Annotated in this window: 18 protein-coding genes; 14 read left to right on the top strand and 4 right to left on the bottom strand. The window is 42.0% G+C overall.

From position 1 onward, the window contains the following. Position 1 precedes the first annotated feature (1 nt). From FTT76_RS13885 to FTT76_RS13865, 5 genes are all read left to right on the top strand, one after another. Entirely contained in the window at positions 2 to 469 is a 468-nt protein-coding gene (locus FTT76_RS13885) for a YchJ family protein (RefSeq protein WP_180010708.1), read from the top strand. A 59-nt stretch (positions 470 to 528) separates the two neighbouring features. Then, positions 529 to 1,173 carry a trimeric intracellular cation channel family protein gene (locus FTT76_RS13880; RefSeq protein ID WP_078189475.1) on the top strand — a complete coding sequence of 215 codons (645 nt, stop codon included), beginning with the start codon at positions 529 to 531 and terminating at the stop codon, positions 1,171 to 1,173. Between the two features lie 144 nt (positions 1,174 to 1,317). Beyond that, a complete protein-coding gene (locus tag FTT76_RS13875) occupies positions 1,318 to 2,637 on the top strand; it encodes an MFS transporter (protein WP_180190578.1) in 1,320 nt (439 codons plus the stop codon). A gap of 163 nt (positions 2,638 to 2,800) precedes the next feature. Then, entirely contained in the window at positions 2,801 to 5,020 is a 2,220-nt protein-coding gene (gene parC, locus FTT76_RS13870; RefSeq protein ID WP_180005204.1) for a DNA topoisomerase IV subunit A, read from the top strand. 149 nt (positions 5,021 to 5,169) lie between these two features. Next, positions 5,170 to 6,849 (top strand): long-chain-fatty-acid--CoA ligase, encoded by a 1,680-nt coding sequence (locus tag FTT76_RS13865; RefSeq protein WP_180024224.1) that lies wholly within the window; start codon positions 5,170 to 5,172, stop codon positions 6,847 to 6,849. Positions 6,850 to 6,907: 58 nt separating this feature from the next. Here the strand turns inward: FTT76_RS13865 and FTT76_RS13860 are convergent, their stop codons facing one another. Beyond that, positions 6,908 to 7,297: a hypothetical protein gene (locus tag FTT76_RS13860; protein ID WP_078189471.1), complete on the bottom strand. Its 390-nt coding sequence runs from the start codon at positions 7,295 to 7,297 to the stop codon at positions 6,908 to 6,910. A gap of 108 nt (positions 7,298 to 7,405) precedes the next feature. Here FTT76_RS13860 and FTT76_RS13855 point away from each other — a divergent pair, with 108 nt between their 5' ends. Further along, positions 7,406 to 7,804: an MAPEG family protein gene (locus FTT76_RS13855; protein ID WP_078189470.1), complete on the top strand. Its 399-nt coding sequence runs from the start codon at positions 7,406 to 7,408 to the stop codon at positions 7,802 to 7,804. Between the two features lie 114 nt (positions 7,805 to 7,918). Further along, positions 7,919 to 8,455: an inorganic diphosphatase gene (ppa, locus tag FTT76_RS13850; RefSeq protein ID WP_078189469.1), complete on the top strand. Its 537-nt coding sequence runs from the start codon at positions 7,919 to 7,921 to the stop codon at positions 8,453 to 8,455. Positions 8,456 to 8,562: 107 nt separating this feature from the next. Here ppa and FTT76_RS13845 read toward each other — a convergent pair whose 3' ends face one another. Continuing rightward, positions 8,563 to 9,897, bottom strand: coding sequence for an OprD family outer membrane porin (locus FTT76_RS13845; protein WP_180109417.1), 1,335 nt, complete (start codon positions 9,895 to 9,897; stop codon positions 8,563 to 8,565). Between the two features lie 716 nt (positions 9,898 to 10,613). On the opposite strand from FTT76_RS13845, the gene FTT76_RS13840 reads away from it, so the two are divergent. Beyond that, positions 10,614 to 11,390 carry a TorF family putative porin gene (locus FTT76_RS13840; RefSeq protein WP_180109418.1) on the top strand — a complete coding sequence of 259 codons (777 nt, stop codon included), beginning with the start codon at positions 10,614 to 10,616 and terminating at the stop codon, positions 11,388 to 11,390. Between the two features lie 396 nt (positions 11,391 to 11,786). Continuing rightward, a complete protein-coding gene (locus tag FTT76_RS13835) occupies positions 11,787 to 12,524 on the top strand; it encodes a TorF family putative porin (RefSeq protein ID WP_180008086.1) in 738 nt (245 codons plus the stop codon). Positions 12,525 to 12,567: 43 nt separating this feature from the next. Here the strand turns inward: FTT76_RS13835 and FTT76_RS13830 are convergent, their stop codons facing one another. Both FTT76_RS13830 and FTT76_RS13825 read right to left on the bottom strand, forming a co-directional pair. After that, a complete protein-coding gene (locus FTT76_RS13830) occupies positions 12,568 to 14,058 on the bottom strand; it encodes a YifB family Mg chelatase-like AAA ATPase (RefSeq protein ID WP_180039915.1) in 1,491 nt (496 codons plus the stop codon). A gap of 66 nt (positions 14,059 to 14,124) precedes the next feature. Then, positions 14,125 to 14,352, bottom strand: coding sequence for an accessory factor UbiK family protein (locus tag FTT76_RS13825; protein ID WP_078189551.1), 228 nt, complete (start codon positions 14,350 to 14,352; stop codon positions 14,125 to 14,127). 278 nt (positions 14,353 to 14,630) lie between these two features. Here FTT76_RS13825 and glnK point away from each other — a divergent pair, with 278 nt between their 5' ends. The 5 genes from glnK (at position 14,631) to FTT76_RS13800 (ending at position 19,463) form a co-directional block, all read left to right on the top strand. Then, positions 14,631 to 14,969, top strand: coding sequence for a P-II family nitrogen regulator (gene glnK, locus FTT76_RS13820; protein ID WP_067763174.1), 339 nt, complete (start codon positions 14,631 to 14,633; stop codon positions 14,967 to 14,969). 61 nt (positions 14,970 to 15,030) lie between these two features. Further along, entirely contained in the window at positions 15,031 to 16,437 is a 1,407-nt protein-coding gene (locus FTT76_RS13815) for an ammonium transporter (RefSeq protein WP_180008071.1), read from the top strand. A 138-nt stretch (positions 16,438 to 16,575) separates the two neighbouring features. Continuing rightward, complete coding sequence (gene nrdR / locus FTT76_RS13810; RefSeq protein WP_067763170.1) at positions 16,576 to 17,034, top strand: transcriptional regulator NrdR; 459 nt, start codon at positions 16,576 to 16,578, stop codon at positions 17,032 to 17,034. A 36-nt stretch (positions 17,035 to 17,070) separates the two neighbouring features. Then, positions 17,071 to 18,174, top strand: a complete 1,104-nt coding sequence (gene ribD, locus FTT76_RS13805) for a bifunctional diaminohydroxyphosphoribosylaminopyrimidine deaminase/5-amino-6-(5-phosphoribosylamino)uracil reductase RibD (RefSeq protein WP_180008070.1) — start codon at positions 17,071 to 17,073, stop codon at positions 18,172 to 18,174. Then, positions 18,171 to 19,463, top strand: coding sequence for a DNA adenine methylase (locus FTT76_RS13800; protein WP_078189462.1), 1,293 nt, complete (start codon positions 18,171 to 18,173; stop codon positions 19,461 to 19,463). The genes ribD and FTT76_RS13800 overlap by 4 nt, the downstream gene beginning before the upstream one ends. The last annotated feature ends 18 nt before the right edge of the window (positions 19,464 to 19,481 follow it).

Raw genomic sequence — 19,481 nt, 5'->3', positions numbered from 1 at the left:
CATGTCACAAGTCCAATGTCCATGTGGCAAAGGTGAGTATGCCAACTGTTGTCAGCCCTTACATGCGGGGCGTGAAAATGCACAGAGCGCAGAGCAGTTGATGCGTTCACGTTATAGTGCTTTTGCACAGCATGAGATTGATTATATTGTACAAACAACTGCGCTTGGACAGCAGCAAGCCTTAGATGTCAGTGCCATTGCAGCGTGGAGTCAGGTCAATCAATGGTTAAAGCTTGAGGTTGTCCAAGCCCAAGAAAAACTCGATAAAAACCATGCTCAAGTTGAATTTAAAGCCCATTATCACGATGGGCAGCAAGCGCAGGTACATCATGAAATTTCACACTTTGTGAAGTTCGAGCAGCGCTGGTATTTCCTTGATCCGACCACAGAGATGAAAATCACCATGAAGCAACCCTGTATTTGTGGTTCTGGACGAAAATTTAAACAATGTTGTGCGCAATTTTTATAACATTTGAGCAGATTTAGCTTAGAATAGCGCGCATCTCAACCCTCAGTGGAAGAAGGGCGATGTTACTTACCGTTATTTATATTATCGCAATCACGGCAGAAGCAATGACAGGTGCATTGTCTGCGGGTCGGCGGAGTATGGACTGGTTTGGGGTAACATTGATTGCCTGTGTCACGGCACTGGGGGGCGGTTCGGTTCGTGATGTGCTACTTGGGCACTATCCACTGACGTGGGTTAAGCATCCTGAATATCTCATGCTGACCTGCTTTGCTGCATTTGTCACCATCCTGATTGCAAAGTGGATGCGTCATCTGCGTAATATCTTCTTGGTTCTCGATGCCTTGGGTCTCATTGGTTTTACCATTATTGGCTGTCAAATCGCTTTAGAAATGGGACATGGTTTTGTGGTTTCTGCGGTAGCAGGGGTACTAACTGGTGTCTCTGGCGGTATTTTACGAGACATTCTATGTAACGATGTCCCGCTGGTGTTCCGTCGTGAACTTTATGCCAGTATTTCTTTTGTGTCCGTGATTTGTTATTGGCTCTGCATTGAGATTGGCTTATCGCTAGAATTGACCGTCATTGCGACGCTCATTTTCGGTTTCACCTTACGTCTGATCGCCATTTACTTTGGCTTAGAAATGCCTAAATTTATTTATAAAGATGATGATGATCAGTCAGTATCTTCAAAAGATTTGTCGTAGCCGCGTTGCTATAACATCACATTAAAATGCTAAAAAGACGGATCAATGGTCGGTCTTTTGCATGGATCTATACTAAAAAACGCAAAATCATACATCCTGTTGGGAAAGCAGTGTTCATCCTTCCACCAGTTCAGAGATCTTGTTATGGACTTAGTCTCACGTATACAACGCTTACCCATCGGTAAGTTTCACTACACTTTACTTTGGGTTATTGGCCTTGGCTGGATGTTTGATGCCATGGATACGGGACTCATTTCCTTTATCTTAGCGAAAATGGCTGAAGATTGGGCCATGACGCCAAATGATAAAAGTTGGGTGGTCTCGATTGGTTTTGTTGGGATGGCGATCGGCGCAGTGTTTTCTGGTGGACTGGCAGATCGCTTCGGCAGAAAAACAGTCTTTGCATGGACATTGGTGATTTATAGCTTAGCTACTGCTGCATGTGCGTTTGCACCTAATCTAACTTGGTTGTTGGTATTTCGTTTTATTGTCGGCTTAGGTTTAGGGGGGCAACTCCCAGTCGCGGTGACTTTGGTCAGTGAATATATTCCGGCGCAAGTGCGTGGTCGTTTTATTGTCTTACTAGAAAGTTTTTGGGGACTGGGCTGGTTGGTTGCAGCGCTGGTCTCACGCTTTATTATTCCGGATTTTGGTTGGCATGCAGCGTTCCTGATTGGCGGTATTCCTGCGTTATATGCAATCGTGATTTGGAAAATGGTGCCCGAATCGGTGCCTTATTTAATCAACCGTGGACGTTTTGATGAAGCGCATGCATTGGTGAAAAAGATTGAAGCCAAATGTGGTGTAGAAGTTGTTGAAATTTTTGAGGTCAAACCGGTTGCAGAAAAACATGACATCAGTTTTTCACAGTTGTGGTCAGGCATTTTTGCACGTCGTACTTTAATGCTGTGGCTCATTTGGTTCGGTATCGTCTTTTCTTACTATGGCATTTTTACGTGGTTACCAAGTTTATTGGTCAAAGAAGGCTACACCATTGTTCAATCCTTTGAATATGTCTTGGTCATGATTTTGGCACAATTGCCAGGTTATATTGCAGCGGCATGGTTGGTCGAAAAATTGGGTCGTAAAGCTACTTTGGCGGGCTTCATTGGGATGTGTGCCATTTCGGCATATTTCTTCGGACAGTCTGGCAGTGTGACAGAGATCGTGATCTGGGGCTGTTTAATGTCCTTCTTTAATCTCGGTGCATGGGGCGTACTTTATACCTATACACCAGAACAATATCCGGCCAATATTCGTGCCTTTGGTTCGGGCTGGGCGGGTGCCATTGGTCGGATCGGGGGCATTGCCGCGCCTTTTGCTGTGACACATATGATGGATATGGATCATGGTTTTAGCTATGTCTTTATGATGTTTACTGCAGTCTTAATTGCCGTTGCCGTGGTGATTCTGGTTTTAGGTGAAGAAACCAAGGGCAAAACTTTAGAATCCATCGGTCTATAAAGACTGTTGAATTTTTAGTTGATCATGGTGAATAAAATGGATATTTTTACGCCATAAGACACAATTTGTCGCAGAGTGTTAGATCATCCCCTTGTATAGGGGACACCTGCGACATAGCATAAGAACCCAATAAAGAACGAACAATTTAGGATTACAGGTTGTTATGACAAGCCTTGCGCATCATGCGACAGAAAACCGTTCCGTAGCAGAATTTACCGAACAAGCATATCTCAACTACGCCATGTACGTGATTATGGATCGTGCATTGCCACATATCAGTGATGGTCTAAAACCCGTTCAGCGTCGTATCGTCTATGCGATGAGTGAACTCGGGTTAAAGCCAACGGGTAAGCCAAAAAAATCTGCACGTACGGTTGGTGATGTACTGGGTAAATACCATCCTCACGGTGACTTAGCTTGTTATGAAGCTATGGTACTCATGGCGCAGCCGTTTAGTTATCGCTATCCATTTATTGAAGGTCAGGGAAACTGGGGTTCACCAGATGATCCGAAATCCTTCGCAGCGATGCGTTATACCGAAGCAAAACTGTCTGCTTATAGTGATTTATTATTGTCTGAGTTAGGACAAGGAACCTGTGATTGGCAGGATAACTTTGATGGTTCGATGAAAGAGCCAGTGAATTTACCGGCACGTGTTCCAAATATTTTACTCAACGGCACAACGGGTATTGCAGTGGGTATGGCAACGGATATTCCACCGCATAACTTACGTGAAGTGGTGAAGGGCACCATCGCCTTAATTCGCAATCCAAACTTAACTGATGAGAAAGTCGCAGAATATATTCCTGCACCTGATTTGCCTACACGTGCGGAAATTATTACCTCTCCAGAAGAATTACTCAAAATACAAACCACGGGTCGCGGTAGTTATCGAACTCGTGCGGTGTACAGCATTGAGAAAAATGAAATCGTGATTACGGAGCTGCCGTATCAGGTTTCAGGCTCAAAAGTGATCACGCAGATTGCAGATCAAATGCAGGCGAAGAAGTTGCCATTGGTCACGGACTTACGTGATGAGTCAGATCATAAAAACCCAACACGTTTAGTGATTGTCCTGCGCTCGAATCGTATTGATGCTGAATCGGTGATGAGTCATTTATTTGCAACCACTGACTTAGAGTCGAGCTATCGTGTCAATATGAACATGATTGGCGCTGACGGTCGTCCGCAAGTGAAATCGATCCGCCGTATTTTGTTGGAATGGATCGAAATCCGTAAAAATACCGTGACACGTCGTTTGACTTATCATCTGAATAAAATTGAAAAACGGTTACATATACTTGCAGGCTTGATCATTGCCTATCTGAATATTGATGAAGTGATTCGTATTATTCGCGAAGAAGATCAGCCTAAACCGGTGTTAATGACGCATTTTAATATCGATGAAATTCAAGCCGAAGCCATTTTAGAACTCAAGTTACGTCATTTGGCAAAACTTGAAGAAATGGAAATGCGCCGTGAACAAGAAGAACTGGAAGCCAAAGCTGCCATTATTCGTGAACAATTGGCGAATCCTGAATCATTAAAAGCCTTGATCATTAATGAACTGAAAGAAGATGCGAAGAAATTTGGTGATGACCGCCGTTCTCCAATTGTGAAACGTGCAGAAGCCCATGCGATTAATGAACAAGATATGCTTCCTGCAGATCCTGTGACTGTGGTGTTGTCTGAAGCGGGTTGGATTCGCTCGGCGAAAGGTCATGAAGTCGATGCTGAGAACTTAAATTTCCGTGCAGGTGACCAATATCTCAGCCATGCGCAAGGTAAATCGAATCAACGTGTGTATGTATTAGATGATGCCGGTCGAAGCTATGCTTTGGGCATCAATACCTTGCCATCTGCGCGTGGTTTAGGTGAGCCTCTGAGTTCTAAACTTGCACCTGCAAGTGGGGTCGGCTTTAAACAAGTGTTTATTGCTGAAGATGAAACAGAAGTCTTGGCGATGAGTAGTAAAGGCTATGGCTTTAAAACCCAAGCCAAAAACCTCGATACCAATGCAAAAGCAGGTAAAGCCTTCCTTAGCTTGTCCGAAGGGGCGGCAGTTATGAATTTAACGGCGATTGAGAATGCAACACATCTTGCACTCCTCAGTTCTGCGGGGCGTTTGCTGTTGGTTGAACTTGATGAATTACCAGTATTGAATAAGGGTAAAGGTAATAAATTGATACAACTTGAGGCAAAAGATCAAATTGTATCCATGACAACTTTGAATTTAGATGAAATAATTCAAGTGCTTGCAGGAAATCAACAATTAAAGCTTAAAGGCGACGATCTGCAAAAATATGTGGGTAAACGTGCATCGAAAGGCGTGTTGTTACCACGTGGATATCAAAAAGCAAATAAACTGTTCATTCAAAGATAATACTAGCATCCATGGAACGAAATACGTTATATATGCTGTTATTCGTGAAATGGATGCAATATTAAGCACAAACAAGTTAAATAATGACCGCTTAATATTGAAAAAAAACAGTTGGATTATTAAGGATTACGACAGGAGAATTGGGCGTTATGGAAAAGATTTGGTTCGCTGAATACCAAAAGACAGGGATTCCAGAAACTGTAGAATTACCCGCAGAAAATACCTCATTGGTCGATATTTTTGAGCGTAATTTTCAGAAGTTTGGCTCAAGAGATGCCTTTATCTTCATGGATAAAGTCTTAACTTTTAAAGAACTTGATGAAGCAAGCCGTAAATTTGCAACCTATTTGCAAAGCTTAGGTTTGGCTAAAGGTTCACGCGTTGCAGTTATGATGCCTAACGTTCTTCAATATCCTGTTGTTGCATTAGGTGTATTCCGTGCTGGACTGGTATTGGTCAACGTGAATCCATTGTATACCTCTCGTGAGCTTGAACATCAATTAAATGACTCTGGTTCAGAGGCATTGGTTATCATTGAAAACTTTGCATCTGTTTACCAAGCGATTATTGGTAAAACCCCAGTAAAACATGTGATCGTGGCATCTGTGGGTGACATGCTCGGTACACTGAAAGGTACATTGGTTAACTTTGTATTACGTTCAGTACGTAAACAAATTCCAGCTTGGAACATTCCAGGTCATATTCGCTTTAATGCAGCAATGTCTAAAGTGAGTGCAAACAATTACAAACGTCCAAACTTAACTTTAAGTGATACTGCGGTACTTCAGTATACCGGTGGTACAACTGGCGTATCTAAGGGCGCAGAATTGACACATCGTAACCTTGTGTCAAACATGTTGCAGTGTGATGGTATTTTCCAAAGTAAATTTGGTCAGCAAGATGGTCAGCCAGATGATCGTATCTTCTGTGCATTACCGCTGTATCACATCTTTGCATTTATGGTGTGTGCACTTTACGGTATGTACAAAGGTCAGGCGAACGTATTGATTCCTAACCCGCGTGATCTACCTGCGGTAATGAAAGAATTACGTAAATACCAACCTTCATTCTTCCCAGCAGTGAACACATTGTTCAATGCTTTGGTGAACAATGAAGAGTTCAAGCAACTTGACCACAGCAAGCTAAAAATGGCGATGGGTGGTGGTATGGCAGTGCTTCCTTCGACTGCAGAAGCGTGGAAGAAAGTTACCGGTACCAATATCATCGAAGGTTATGGTTTATCAGAAACTTCACCTGTTGCAACCGCAAACCCTCCAGCATCAATGGAATTCAGCGGTACGATTGGTATTCCATTGCCACTGACAGAAGTTGCTATTTTAGATGATGATGGCAATGAAGTTGCTCAAGGTGAGCAAGGTGAAATTTCGATTCGTGGTCCTCAAGTCATGAAAGGCTATTGGAACCGTCCAGATGAAACTGCCAAAGTAATGACGGCGGACGGTTTCTTCCGTACAGGTGACATTGGTGTCATGGATCCACGCGGTTATGTGAAGATTGTAGACCGTAAAAAAGACATGATTTTGGTGTCTGGCTTCAACGTTTATCCTTCTGAAATTGAAGAAGTTGTTGCAAAACATCCAAAAGTGCTAGAAGTTGCTGCGATTGGTGTTCCTGATGAAAAATCAGGTGAAGTACCTAAATTATTCGTTGTGAAAAAAGATCCATCTTTAACGACTGAAGAAGTTTTGGCATTCGCAAAAGAAAACTTAACTGGCTATAAACGCCCACGTTATGTTGAATTTATGGATGAATTGCCAAAATCGAACGTCGGTAAAATTCTACGTAAAGATTTGCGTAAAACAGCATAATACGATGCATAAAAAAAGCGCCTTCGGGCGCTTTTTTTATCGCTTTAAATTTAGCTCATTAAAGCTTACCTTTATTCATCGACCAGCGATCAAAGTAGCGACGTCCTACACCAAAAACACCTAAGAAAATAAACATCGCGCCGAACTGACGACTAAAGCCAGATTGGTTATAGCTGCCATAGGTCAGGATATTGTCGACTAAACAATATAGGGCAATGACAATGACCCAATGCCAAAGGGGAAGTTGCTTGATGGAAACTGCATAGAATGCAATCCACATGATGACAAAGCTGAAAACAGTCGACCAGACATTTAAGTTGGCGCAAATCACAGCAAGTAAAAATGCAGTCACTGGAATGACAATTTTTAAGACACGATCGACGCGAAGCTGATGGCGTTTTTGCTCTTCAAGAACTTCAAATAATTGATCTTGATCAGAAGTGCTCATAGAGGATCCTTTCATCTGCCGATTATAAAAACACTATATTTAACAAAAATTATTCACGAAATGCCATGGTATTATAGCAGCCATAAAAATCTTCCTGAGAAAAAACACATGCACAGCATCAGTGGGATCATCTATCTCATTTTGGCCGCTTGTTTATTGCCATATGTATTTACATTTATTGCGAAGCGAGCTGCAGGTTTTAAGTCGAGTGATAATCAAAATCCACGTGAAGTTTTAGCGCGCTCTACAGGATTGGCGAGCCGCGCACATGCAGTGCAGCAAAATAGTTTTGAAAGTTTACCTTTATTTATTGCGGCTATTCTAATGGCCGAATACATGGTGATTCATCAACAATACATCATGACCTTTGGGATTGCCTATCTCGTTTTACGCGTCATTTATGGGCTATGTTATTTAGCGAATTGGGCAACTTTACGTTCAATCATTTGGACCTTGTCGATGTTATGCCCAATTTGCCTGATGTTATTGGTCATTAAATTAAGCTAAATGTTCAGCTTGATGATTAAATTATCAGCATGATCGCTAAAATCACAAAAAAAGCGATAAAACCGTTATAATTGTGCCGGATTAAAAGATTTAACTTGTTTAAAGAGTGATGCTATGAGCTACAGCAATATCCCAGCGGGTAAAGATGCACCAAACGACATCTATGTCATTATTGAAATTCCTGCAAATGCAGCACCAATCAAATACGAAATCGATAAAGATTCTGATGCGTTATTTGTAGACCGTTTCATGGGTACTGCAATGTTCTACCCAGCAAACTATGGTTATGTTCCAAATACATTATCTTTGGATGGTGACCCACTAGACGTACTTGTGGTAACTCCACATCCAGTAGAGCCAGGTTCTGTAATTCGTTGCCGTCCTGTTGGTAAATTGAACATGGAAGATGACGGTGGTGTTGACGCAAAACTCGTTGCGGTTCCACACGACAAATTGACTCCGCTTTATAAAGATGTTCAAGAATATACAGATCTTCCTGCATTATTGATCAATCAAATTGAACATTTCTTCCAACACTACAAAGACTTAGAACCTGGTAAATGGGTTAAGTTAAGTGGTTGGGAAGGTGCTGATGTTGCGAAACAAGAAGTACTTAGCTCAATTGAAGCTTACAAAGCTGCGAACAAATAATATTTATTGTTTTAAGCTGAGCATCGTTTTTATATGAAATCGATGCTCATAAAAAAAACCTGCACAGTGTGCAGGTTTTTTTTCGCTATCTTAGAGTAGCTGCGAAATTAAAATAATTTCACAGGGATGTCTAAGAATAAACGCCATTCGTTTGTATCACCGATATAGTTACCAGCTTGGTAGTTATCACTTGCGCGGTAGTAAGAATGACGTACACGTAAGCTTGCTTCCTTAGCAAAACCAGATTGAACAGTATATTTCACTTGGTTAAAGAATTCGCGCTCTTGACCTTCTTTTGCTGAATTGTTGACTTTAATATCCCAGCCATAAACGAATGCAGAAGTCCAGTTCAAGCCTGGCACACCATAATCAGTAAAGTTTAAGTTATATTGAACTTGTGCCGATTTTTCATGGTTCCCCACAAAGTCAGATAAGTATGAGTTAGCTACATAGATTGACTGTGCGCCATCAGCATTTTCGCCATAGTCATAACCAGTGTTGCCTGTATTTTGTTGGTAAGCCAGCATGACTGAGTGAGCGCCTTGGTTTAATGTACCTGCAAGAGACCAGATGCTATTGCTGCGGCCGTCAACATTTTTATTACCAATTGTTGAAGAATAAGTTCCAGCTTGCTCGTCCCATTCAGTATGGTAGCCATTGAAGTCTACATTTAAAGAGCGTTTTTCAGCTAAAGGCAATGTGTAGTTTGCATTGATGTAGTGACGTTCAAGCGCATCTTCACTGTCTAAGCCATAGTAAGATGCATTAAGCTGATCGTTAAATTTGTACTTTGCACCCCAAACGATTGCATTATCTAGATGACGGCCATCAGTATTGATTTGATCTGAATATTGATTCTCTGTGAATTTACCAGCAACCAATTCTAGATTTTCAATTTCACGGCTTTTCGCAAGAACACCAGTGAAATATTCTGGAACCATACGTGCTGTATTAGACGCAAGTACAGGAAGATCTAGAACTTGGGTACCGTATTCAACAGTTGTATTTGATACTCGTGCTTTAACGCTAGCTCCGCCACGCGCCCAATGGTTATAGGCGTCTACATCACCATTTGCATCTTTAGCTCCGCCGTTATGAAGCGGAATCATGCCATTGCCAGCATTATCATTGCTGCCTAATTTGAATGAAGCATCGCCAGTAACATTGGCACCAAAACCGATAATACCTTTTGTAAAACCAGATTCAAGTTTTACAATCGCAGACTGAGCAGCTGAGCTGGTATCTGTTACTCGTTTTACTGCACCAGTATCATTGTCAATGTAATTGGTTTTGTCACGGTTGATGTAACCTGTACGGAACAATACAGAGCCTTCGGCATCTTCCACAAAGCCTTTAGATTCGCTTTGTTCGCTAGCAAAAACAGTAGAAATAAGAGCAGCGTTTACTAATACTGCAAGTGTTAGTTGTTGAGCTTTAAGCATTGGGAGAGAGCCTCATGCAAATTTGGTTAATATGTAGTGCGATTGTATATTTTTTCTTAAAAAAATCACTATTTTTAATGCGCTTATTACACTAAAGTTAGAAAACATTCAGATCATCGGTCAATCTGTAACAAGCAAATGTTTCGTATGTTATTGTTGTTTAACAAATAGTTTATTTAAATTGAATATATATTAAGCTAAAGAGAAGTTTCTTCATTGCTTATCATAAAAAAATATAAAAAACGGTAAAAACTTTCATTTAACTTGCTGATTTATCATTACTCTTCGCGACAATTTGTGCTGAATTTAAATTGGTATTTTGATCAAAAAGTATAAAAACTGCTGAGGTGCATGGCATCAATGTTCAGGCTAAGTAAGCACTGTTGGCGTGTTTTTTTGTAAATAGAGAATGACTTTTAGCGAAGTCGTCAGAAATGTTTTCCTTAAAATCTAGCTCAATAAAAGATGATAATAATCGTGATAAATACATATAAATTAAAACATTAAATCATTGTTAAAGACTGGAACACGATAAAAGATATTTTATGAATCAAAAGCTTATTTTTTACTATTTTATATAATCTTACCTTTGTTTTTAAATGATTTAATTGATCAAAATAAGAAAAAAGGGGCTATACAGTGCGGTAAAATCGATTAAAATCGGCGCTAAATTTTACTCAACCCAATCCACGATCGATCCGATGTGGGGACTAAACATGATTCAATTTTATAAAAAAGCCATTTTAAGTATTTTAGTGACCCTAGGTACAGTCCCTGCATTTGCAGAACAAACTGAACAAGCCACAACTGCACAAGGGAATTGGTCTGGAAGTTTGGGCGTGGTAAACAAATATGTGTACCGTGCGAGTGAAGAAAATGATCAAGCGGCATTACAAGCCGGACTTGAATATGCACACAACAGTGGGCTGTTCGCGGGCTATTGGGGTTCTACACTCAACTATGACCCTACGGACGACAGTCAGTCACATGGTTTTGAACATGATTTCTATGTCGGATATGGACGTGAACTGAATGAAGATTGGAGTTATAAGTCACAAGTGATGGCCTATGTCTATCAAGGTGGCGGTTCAGTGTATAACGACGACCGATCTGAAAAGCGTCGCACGACAGGCGTCGAATTTATTCAGGACATAAGTTATAAAGATTTAACAGTAGGCACGGCTGTATTGTTGTCTGATGTTAATTATGGCAACGCAGGCGATGTATATCTGAACGCTACTTATAGCTATGCATTACCGTATGATGTTTCATTAAATTCATCGCTCGGCGTTTCTGTTTTTAATGACAGTCACGATGACAGCCTATTAACAACCACAGAAGATGTAGTATTCACTGAAGCACGTTTGGGCTTAAGTAAACCGATTGCAGATACTGGATTTGAAATTGCTGCTGACTATGTATGGGGCGGTAAAGATCGTGAAGGCGAGGAATTAGACGATAACGTTGTGGTTGGATTGACCTATTCTTTCTAACATTAACGAGTTGATCGTATTCGGTCATATTTTTGAAAGTGCACAATGGTGATTGTGCACTTTTTTTATGCATTTTTGAGATCGGTGTTGAAAAAATATACTCAAAAAAGCGCATTTTTAAAATCCTGTTACAACTATCAACCTAAGGATTTAAATAATCTGAATAGTTGACAATCTGCATTCTAAAAAAAAATTTAGAGAAAAATAGTTAAATAGAGTAATTAAAAAATAACAAATAAAAACAGTATCTTATATGTTTTATGAAAGCCAAAATCGTGACCTTTATAAAAAAAATATGTGTATATTTTTAAACATGGCACAGCGCTTGCTAATACCTCATTGAGTTCAACGAAATAACCAAAAAATACGTCGTCGCACGATGTGGGGGAATAAACCATGAAATTTGCACTTAAAGCTTTATCAATCGCTGTACTTGGAGCAGCATCGACGTTTACATTTGCTGAAGCACCTGCTTCAGAGCATTCTGTATCTGGAAATATCGGCGTACTGTCTAGCTATAATTTACGTGGTATTACCAATGTGCCTGAAAATAAAGATGCGACAATCCAAGGTGGTTTGGATTATAGCCATGCATCAGGCTTCTATGCAGGTTGGTGGGGTTCAACATTAAACTATGGTGATGACCTACCGAATGGTTTTGAAAATGATTTTTATGCGGGCTATAACGGTTCAATTAATGATGATCTTGGTTACACAGCAGGCCTAACTTACTACTATTACTATGATATTGATACAAGTGATGCAAACGGTTTAGAAACAATGCTTGGGCTAAGCTATAAAGATTTTGGCTTAACAGCGCAAACTTTGCTTGAAGATGTTTCATGGGGTAATGCAGGTGATACTTATATCAAAGCATCATATAGCTATGCACTTCCTAAAGACTTCAGTCTAGATACCGCGCTTGGTTTATATGCATATCAAGATTCAGGTGATTTTGAAGATAATTTAGGAACAACAGAAAGCTTTGGTTTCCGTCACTTTGATATTGGTCTAAGCAAGCCTTTAGCAGATACAGGTGTTACCGCAAGCATGAATTACACAGTTGGTGGTTATGACCGTGCGGATGAAAAACAAAAGAATAAAGTCGTATTTGGTTTGAAATACGAATTCTAATGTTAAAAAGCATTAAAAATGGCGACCTAGGGTCGCCATTTTTTTAAGTATTGAGCTGGCTTCGATAGGACAGTGCTTCAGAAACGTGCTGAGCTTGAATGTGTTCACTTTGAGCTAAGTCGGCAATGGTTCTGGCAACACGTAATACGCGATGATAAGCACGCGCAGATAAATTCATTCGTTGCTGTGCTAACTGTAAAATATTCTGCGCAGTAGCATCCAAAACCGCTTGTTGCTCCAATTGCGTCGGCGTGAGCGCCATATTGGATTTTTGCTGACGCTCTATTTGTAACTCATAAGCTTGAATGACACGATGCCTAACTGTACTTGAACTTTCAACCTCTTGCGAACTTTGTAATTCATGCGCTGCCAGTGGCGGGACATCTATATGTAAATCAATACGATCTAATAATGGACCTGAAATACGGTTTTGATAGCGTTTAATACTTTCAGCACTACATTGACAACGGCTGTCTTGGTTAAAGGCATAGCCACATGGGCAAGGATTCATTGCTGCGATCAATTGAAAATTCGCAGGGAAGGTGATTTGACGAGAAGCCCGTGAAATCACAATTTCTTTGGATTCGAGTGGTTGCCGTAACACCTCCAAAACCTTTCGATCAAATTCAGGCAGCTCATCTAAAAATAAAACTCCTAAATGTGCCAAGGTGATTTCACCCGGTTTAGGATTTGATCCTCCACCGACGAGGGCGATTGCAGACGCAGTATGGTGCGGCGCACGAAATGGACGCTGCCCAAAATGATGATTTGCACCTGCAATGGAATAAATACTGGCGACTTGCAAATTTTCTTGCATATCTAAGGGGGGCAGAATGCTGGCTAAACGCGAGGCGAGTAGAGTTTTGCCTGTGCCCGGAGGGCCACGAAATAGTAGGGAGTGACCGCCTGCAGCCGCAATTTCTAAAGCACGACGTGGTCTGAGTTGACCTTTCACATCAGATAAATCAAAGGGATAACTGTGTTGATTGGCTGACGATGTCGAGGGGTGGCTGCTGATTAAGGCTGAACGACTCAAATGTTCACATACATCCTTAAGATGCTGAGCAGGAAAGACTTGGAACTCCGGCAGTTGCGCCGCTTCATCGGCATTGAGTGCCGGTAGAATCAGATGATGCCCGATATGCTGACAGGCAATGGCTATACTTAAGATGCCACTGACAGGTCGTAAATAACCATCAAGTGCCAATTCTCCAATAAATTCAAAACCATCTGCTGCATTTTCAGGAAGTTGTCCCGACGCGATCAGAATCCCTAAAGCAATGGCGAGATCTAAACGTGAACCATCTTTGGGTAAATCTGCGGGTGCTAGATTAATGGTCAGACGTTTGGTCGGAAACTGAAAGCCGCTATTAATAATCGCAGAGCGGACACGGTCTTTACTTTCACGGACGGCGGCCTCAGGTAGGCCCACAATGGTCAATGACGGTAGGCCTTGGCTGACATGAACTTCAACTTCAATTTGGGGTGCATTTAAGCCGAGCAAACCCCGAGTATAGATTTTGGCAAAAGACATATTATTGTTCCGTTATGGTGCATTATTTTTAATCGTTATGCGTCTTTTGTTGCACTAAAAAGGTGCTTATTTTTTGTTCTGAATTTTTTGTTCGAGTTCTTCGACGTGTTTCAACAATTCATTTAAACGTAAATTGGCATTATTCAGTGCAGTACGTTGGCGTTCGATTTCTTCTTTCGACACGAGATCCATTTTGCTCACAGCTTCATTGAGTAAGCTGCGAAGATTATGTTCGACGTCTTTTTTCGGCTGATCGATTTGTTCTAATATCGCTTGTAATAAGGTTTCAATCATTGTTTTGACCATCCTCAGTGAATTGGTGGCAGCAGTTTAACATCGCCACATTCATGACCATAGTGCTTTTATTTAAATATGCGTTTAATCGATCAGTAAAATCGTAATTCTTCTAGTAAAAACGTCTATTTTTATAAGCATACGCAAGATTATCCGTATAAAATAGGTTATAAAGAAATCTCATGCTGGGCTGACTATTTTCCCCCGACTGTAGTCATATTGGCATGAAAATTGAACATAAAACCTTACAGGTGAAATAAGCCGAAGGAAAACAAAACATGAAGCTCGTAACTGCAATTGTAAAACCTTTTAAATTAGATGACGTGCGTGAAGCACTCTCTGAAAATGGTGTTCAAGGGATCACTGTCACTGAAGTTAAAGGCTTCGGTCGCCAGAAAGGTCACACTGAACTTTATCGTGGTGCTGAATATGTGGTTGATTTCTTACCAAAAGTAAAAATCGAAATCGCAATCAGTGATGAAATGGTCGATACCGTAATTGAATCAATTACTCGTGTTGCAAGCACAGGAAAAATTGGCGACGGTAAAATTTTTGTAAGCAATCTGGAACAAGTCATCCGTATCCGTACTGGTGAAACAGGTGCAGATGCCGTTTAAAAAATTGGCATGAAGTTTGCTGAGTAGCTAATAACTCAGAAAATCAGGTCGGGGGATACGAATGAAAAAAATGCTAATTGCACTCGGCTTGTCCAGTGCACTTTTAGGTGGTTCTGTTGCGTGGGCTGAAGAAAGCGCAACAGCACCTACAGAAGAAGTCACAGTAGTTGATACTGCAAATACAACAACGCTAAATACAACAGAAGCTGCAGTTCCAGTTGAAGCAGCGCCAGCACCTGCGGAACCAGCACCTACAGAAGAAGAACCTAAGCTCGATACAGGTGATACAGCATGGATTTTAGTATCCACTGCACTTGTTCTACTTATGACAATTCCCGGTTTAGCATTGTTTTACGGCGGTATGGTCCGTAAGAAAAATGTACTCAGCACCATGGCACACAGTTTCGTTGCGGCAGGTGTCGTGAGTTTAACGTGGGTGATTGTGGGTTATACCTTAGCATTTGGTGAAGGCAATGCCTTTATCGGTAGCTTAGACAAATTTATGTTGTCGGGTATCACTACAGAAGCGTTGACGGGTACGATTCCAGAGATTCTTTTTGTTATTTTCCAAATGACATTTGCCATTATTACCGTTGCCATTATTAGTGGTTCGATTGCAGAACGTATGAAATTCGGTGCTTTTGTTGCGTTCATCGCAATTTGGAGTGTCGTGGTTTATGCACCAATTACTCACTGGGTATGGGGCGGTGGTTGGTTAGGTAACGACGGTGCGCTTGATTTTGCGGGTGGTACAGTAGTTCACATCAACTCGGGTGTTGCGGGTCTCGTTGCAGCGTACATGCTTGGTAAACGTATGGGGCTTGGCCGTGAATCTATGGCGCCACATAACCTAACTTTAACCGTCATCGGTGCAAGCCTTGTATGGGTAGGTTGGTTTGGTTTCAACGGTGGTTCTGCACTGGGTGCAAATGGTTCGGCTGGTTATGCATTGGTGGTAACACAAGTTGCAGCAGCGGCAGCAGCAGTGGCATGGTTAATTACTGAAAAAGTGGTTCGTGGTAAAGCGTCTGTTTTGGGTGGTGCTTCTGGTGCAGTAGCAGGTCTTGTGGTGATTACACCTGCGGCAGGTTTCGTAACAGTTGGCGGCGCTTTAGCGATGGGTCTGATTGGTGGTGTGGTTTGCTTCTGGGGTATTACTGCGCTGAAACGTGCCTTGAAAGCGGATGACTCTTTGGATGCGTTTGGTCTACATGGTGTCGGTGGTATCGTGGGTGCGATCCTTACAGCATTCTTTGCCAGCGAATTCATCATGGGTGACAATGCACCGAGTAACTTAATGCATCAATTATGGGTTCAAGTCGAAGGTGTACTAGCGACAATTGCTTACTCAGCTGTGATGACATTCATTATCTTGAAAGTGATTGATCTAGTGATTGGCATCCGTGTTGAAGCTGATGACGAACGTATGGGTCTAGACTTAAGTCAACATGGTGAACGTGTAGAATAATAAGATCACAGTAAATCAATATATTGTGTAAAACAGCCCGAAAGGGCTGTTTTTTTTCCATATCTAGCGTAAAGCTCTACAAATTTCAAAATTTTTGCTACACTCTAAATCCATTCGGATTTGTTCAATTTAACCGTTATGCATTGTCCATTTTGCAACGCTGAAGACAGTAAAGTGATTGACTCACGTCTTGCTGCTGAAGGCTGTCAGATACGCCGCCGCCGTGAATGTATTAGTTGCGGTGAACGTTTTACAACTTTTGAAAGTTATGAAGTGGTGATGCCGCGTGTCATCAAGTCTGATTCAAAGAGCGAACCTTTTGATGAAGCCAAGCTCCGCCGCTCGCTGATGCATGCCTTGCAAAAGCGTCCAGTAACGCAAGAGCAAATTGAAACGGTACTCAGTGATATTCAATTGCAAATTCGCCGTTTGGGTGAACGTGATGTGAAATCACGCACTATTGGTGAAATTGTCATGCAGTCATTGTTCGCTTTAGATCATGTGGCTTATGTACGTTTTGCTTCTGTGTACCAAGACTTCCAAGATGTAGAAGCTTTTCGTCGTCAAATTGAACAAATGCAGCAGCGTGAGCACTAATGCACATCTGCCTCCATTTTTATCATGAGTGATTACATGTCTGAGTTAGATCAAGTGACTTTTCAGCAGCATCAACAGTGGATGCGGCGTGCAATTGCATTGGCACAGCAGGGGCAATACAGCACTCGTCCCAATCCCAATGTGGGCTGTGTGATTGTCAAAGACGGTCAATTGGTTGGTGAAGGCTTCCATCCCAAAGCGGGTCAACCGCATGCAGAAGTCTTTGCAATGCGTGATGCAGGTGAGGCCGCACGTGGCGCAACCGCTTATGTGACTTTAGAGCCATGCGCACACTATGGACGTACGCCACCTTGTGCCAAAGGCTTGGTAGAAGCAGGTGTTGCTCAAGTCATTGTGGCCTGTCCCGATCCCAATCCATTGGTTGCGGGTAAAGGTGTACAAATCCTACGTGATGCTGGCATTGAAGTGATTACGGGTATTTGTGAAGCAGAAGCGCATCAATTGAACTTGGGCTTTTTAAAAGCCATGGCAACGGGCATGCCTTATGTTCGGCTCAAAGTCGCATCGAGCCTAGATGGGCGTACTGCCATGGCCTCGGGTGAATCTAAGTGGATTACGGGTGCAATGGCGCGACAAGATGTACAGCATTGGCGTGCGATATCAGGTGCTGTGATTACTGGGATTGAAACAGTATTAGCCGATGATTGCTTACTCAACGTACGTCAACTCGATGATGCTGTTGATATGCGAAGCGTGGTTCAGCCGAAACGTATCGTGCTAGATCGCCAAGGCCGCTTGCCATTAAGCGCAAAAATATTGCAGCAACCTGAAACCGTGATGGTCATGGGGCCATATCGTCAGGAACTTGCTGACTTGGGCGTGGTACAATTTGAAATTCAGCCTTTGGCCGATCTGTTAGCAGCATGCGTTCAACAGTTTCAAATTTATGATGTACTTGTGGAAGCTGGTGCGACACTTTCGACCGCTTTCTTACAAGAACATTTGATCGATGAAATGATCAGTTATGTTGCACCGACCTTGTTGGGTCAGTCAGCACGTGCGATGTTTAATGCGGAATTTGACCGCATGGCAGAGCAGCTTCGATTTAAGCTGAAAGATGTCACTCAATTGGGTGATGACATTCGCTTAAGGTTAATCCCTTCTCAAGAGACGCTATGAATTCAGAGTCTACGGTTTATCACAAACGTCGTCATGCGGCTCGTACCACAGACGAATATCTTTTCCATCAGTTGGTTCCTTATTTAGGAAACAAACGCCGTCTATTACATCTGATTTTAGAAGCACTTGAGCAAACGGGAACCTTAAAACGCGAAGATGGTCGTGCGCCGATATTTGCTGACTTTTTTGCAGGTTCGGGTGTGGTGTCACGGTTGGCACGTCAAAACGGCTATCGTGTTATTGCCAATGACTGGGAACCCTACAGCCATGCCTTGAACAGCGCGATTCTCTCTTGCGTTGAAGCACCTGCGTTTAAAGAGTTGGGTGGCTATCAGAAAGCGATTGATTATCTGAACCGTTTGCCAGAAGTTAAAGGTTGGGTGACCCATAACTTGTGTCCACGTAATGATGAAATCTACGATCCTGCACGTGACCGTTTATTCTTTAAACGTCGTAACGGCATGCGCATCGATGCGATTCGTCAGCAAATTGCAACTTGGCAAGCTCAAGGCGCAATTGATGATGTGGAAATGAGTGCTTTATTAGCGCCGTTATTGTATTCAGCAAGTTTTGTCAGCAATACCAGCGGTGTATTCAAAAGTTTCCATCATGGTTGGGGCGGTAAAACCCAAGCAGCCTTGGATCGTATCGGCTCATTGTTATGGCTGACTCCAAGTCGTTTTTGTGAAATTGGTGATCCGAAAAAACCCGCCGCTGAAATGTGGTGTGTCGACGCACAGCATTTGGCCAATCAAATGAGTGGCTTTGAAGTGGATGTGGCTTATCTCGATCCACCATATAACCAGCACGCTTACAGCAGTAACTACCATGTATTGAATGCCTTAACGTTATGGGATCAGGTGGATTTACCAACACCAGACACCAAAGGCTTTAAGAGCGGAATCGATCGTGCATGGCGTAAAGAACGTCCAAGTCCATATAATTCTTCGAAGCATGCGAAAGAAGCTTATGAAAAATTATTAGAAACCATCAATGCACGTTACATCCTGACGAGCTATTCAACCGATGGTAATATCAGCGCCACAGATTTGTTACAAGCCAATTTAAAACGTGGCCGAGTAAGCTTATTGACGCAAGATGTACCACGTTACCGCGTGAGTAAGCAGCGTCAGTCTGAACGTGCACGCGTACTAGAGTTTATTGTCATCACGGATACGCATGCCAAATCAGGTCCACCGATCCGTCAGTTGTTGAGTCAATTGCACCATTTTGCAGAATTGGGTGGTGTCGATACCTCTGGTGTGAGTACGCAACTTGATTTGTGGTAAAAATCATCGCCCCATATT

The organism is Acinetobacter sp. YH01009, from assembly GCF_013420765.1.
GTDB classification, from domain to species: Bacteria; Pseudomonadota; Gammaproteobacteria; order Pseudomonadales; family Moraxellaceae; genus Acinetobacter; species Acinetobacter amyesii.
Note: the sequence above shows the minus strand (reverse complement) of the source record. Positions and strands in the feature narration are given on the sequence as shown.

What these genes read in the sequence shown, in the direction of transcription:
- FTT76_RS13875 (WP_180190578.1), top strand. Translation starts at nt 1,318, where the DNA reads ATGGACTTAGTCTCACGTATACAACGCTTACCCATCGGTAAGTTTCAC.
- FTT76_RS13840 (WP_180109418.1), top strand. Translation starts at nt 10,614, where the DNA reads ATGATTCAATTTTATAAAAAAGCCATTTTAAGTATTTTAGTGACCCTA.
- FTT76_RS13800 (WP_078189462.1), top strand. Translation starts at nt 18,171, where the DNA reads ATGAATTCAGAGTCTACGGTTTATCACAAACGTCGTCATGCGGCTCGT.
- ribD (WP_180008070.1), top strand. Translation starts at nt 17,071, where the DNA reads ATGTCTGAGTTAGATCAAGTGACTTTTCAGCAGCATCAACAGTGGATG.
- FTT76_RS13830 (WP_180039915.1), bottom strand. Translation starts at nt 14,058, where the DNA reads ATGTCTTTTGCCAAAATCTATACTCGGGGTTTGCTCGGCTTAAATGCA.
- ppa (WP_078189469.1), top strand. Translation starts at nt 7,919, where the DNA reads ATGAGCTACAGCAATATCCCAGCGGGTAAAGATGCACCAAACGACATC.
- FTT76_RS13855 (WP_078189470.1), top strand. Translation starts at nt 7,406, where the DNA reads ATGCACAGCATCAGTGGGATCATCTATCTCATTTTGGCCGCTTGTTTA.
- FTT76_RS13860 (WP_078189471.1), bottom strand. Translation starts at nt 7,297, where the DNA reads ATGAGCACTTCTGATCAAGATCAATTATTTGAAGTTCTTGAAGAGCAA.
- glnK (WP_067763174.1), top strand. Translation starts at nt 14,631, where the DNA reads ATGAAGCTCGTAACTGCAATTGTAAAACCTTTTAAATTAGATGACGTG.
- FTT76_RS13845 (WP_180109417.1), bottom strand. Translation starts at nt 9,897, where the DNA reads ATGCTTAAAGCTCAACAACTAACACTTGCAGTATTAGTAAACGCTGCT.
- FTT76_RS13815 (WP_180008071.1), top strand. Translation starts at nt 15,031, where the DNA reads ATGAAAAAAATGCTAATTGCACTCGGCTTGTCCAGTGCACTTTTAGGT.
- nrdR (WP_067763170.1), top strand. Translation starts at nt 16,576, where the DNA reads ATGCATTGTCCATTTTGCAACGCTGAAGACAGTAAAGTGATTGACTCA.
- parC (WP_180005204.1), top strand. Translation starts at nt 2,801, where the DNA reads ATGACAAGCCTTGCGCATCATGCGACAGAAAACCGTTCCGTAGCAGAA.
- FTT76_RS13835 (WP_180008086.1), top strand. Translation starts at nt 11,787, where the DNA reads ATGAAATTTGCACTTAAAGCTTTATCAATCGCTGTACTTGGAGCAGCA.
- FTT76_RS13825 (WP_078189551.1), bottom strand. Translation starts at nt 14,352, where the DNA reads ATGATTGAAACCTTATTACAAGCGATATTAGAACAAATCGATCAGCCG.
- FTT76_RS13865 (WP_180024224.1), top strand. Translation starts at nt 5,170, where the DNA reads ATGGAAAAGATTTGGTTCGCTGAATACCAAAAGACAGGGATTCCAGAA.
- FTT76_RS13885 (WP_180010708.1), top strand. Translation starts at nt 2, where the DNA reads ATGTCACAAGTCCAATGTCCATGTGGCAAAGGTGAGTATGCCAACTGT.
- FTT76_RS13880 (WP_078189475.1), top strand. Translation starts at nt 529, where the DNA reads ATGTTACTTACCGTTATTTATATTATCGCAATCACGGCAGAAGCAATG.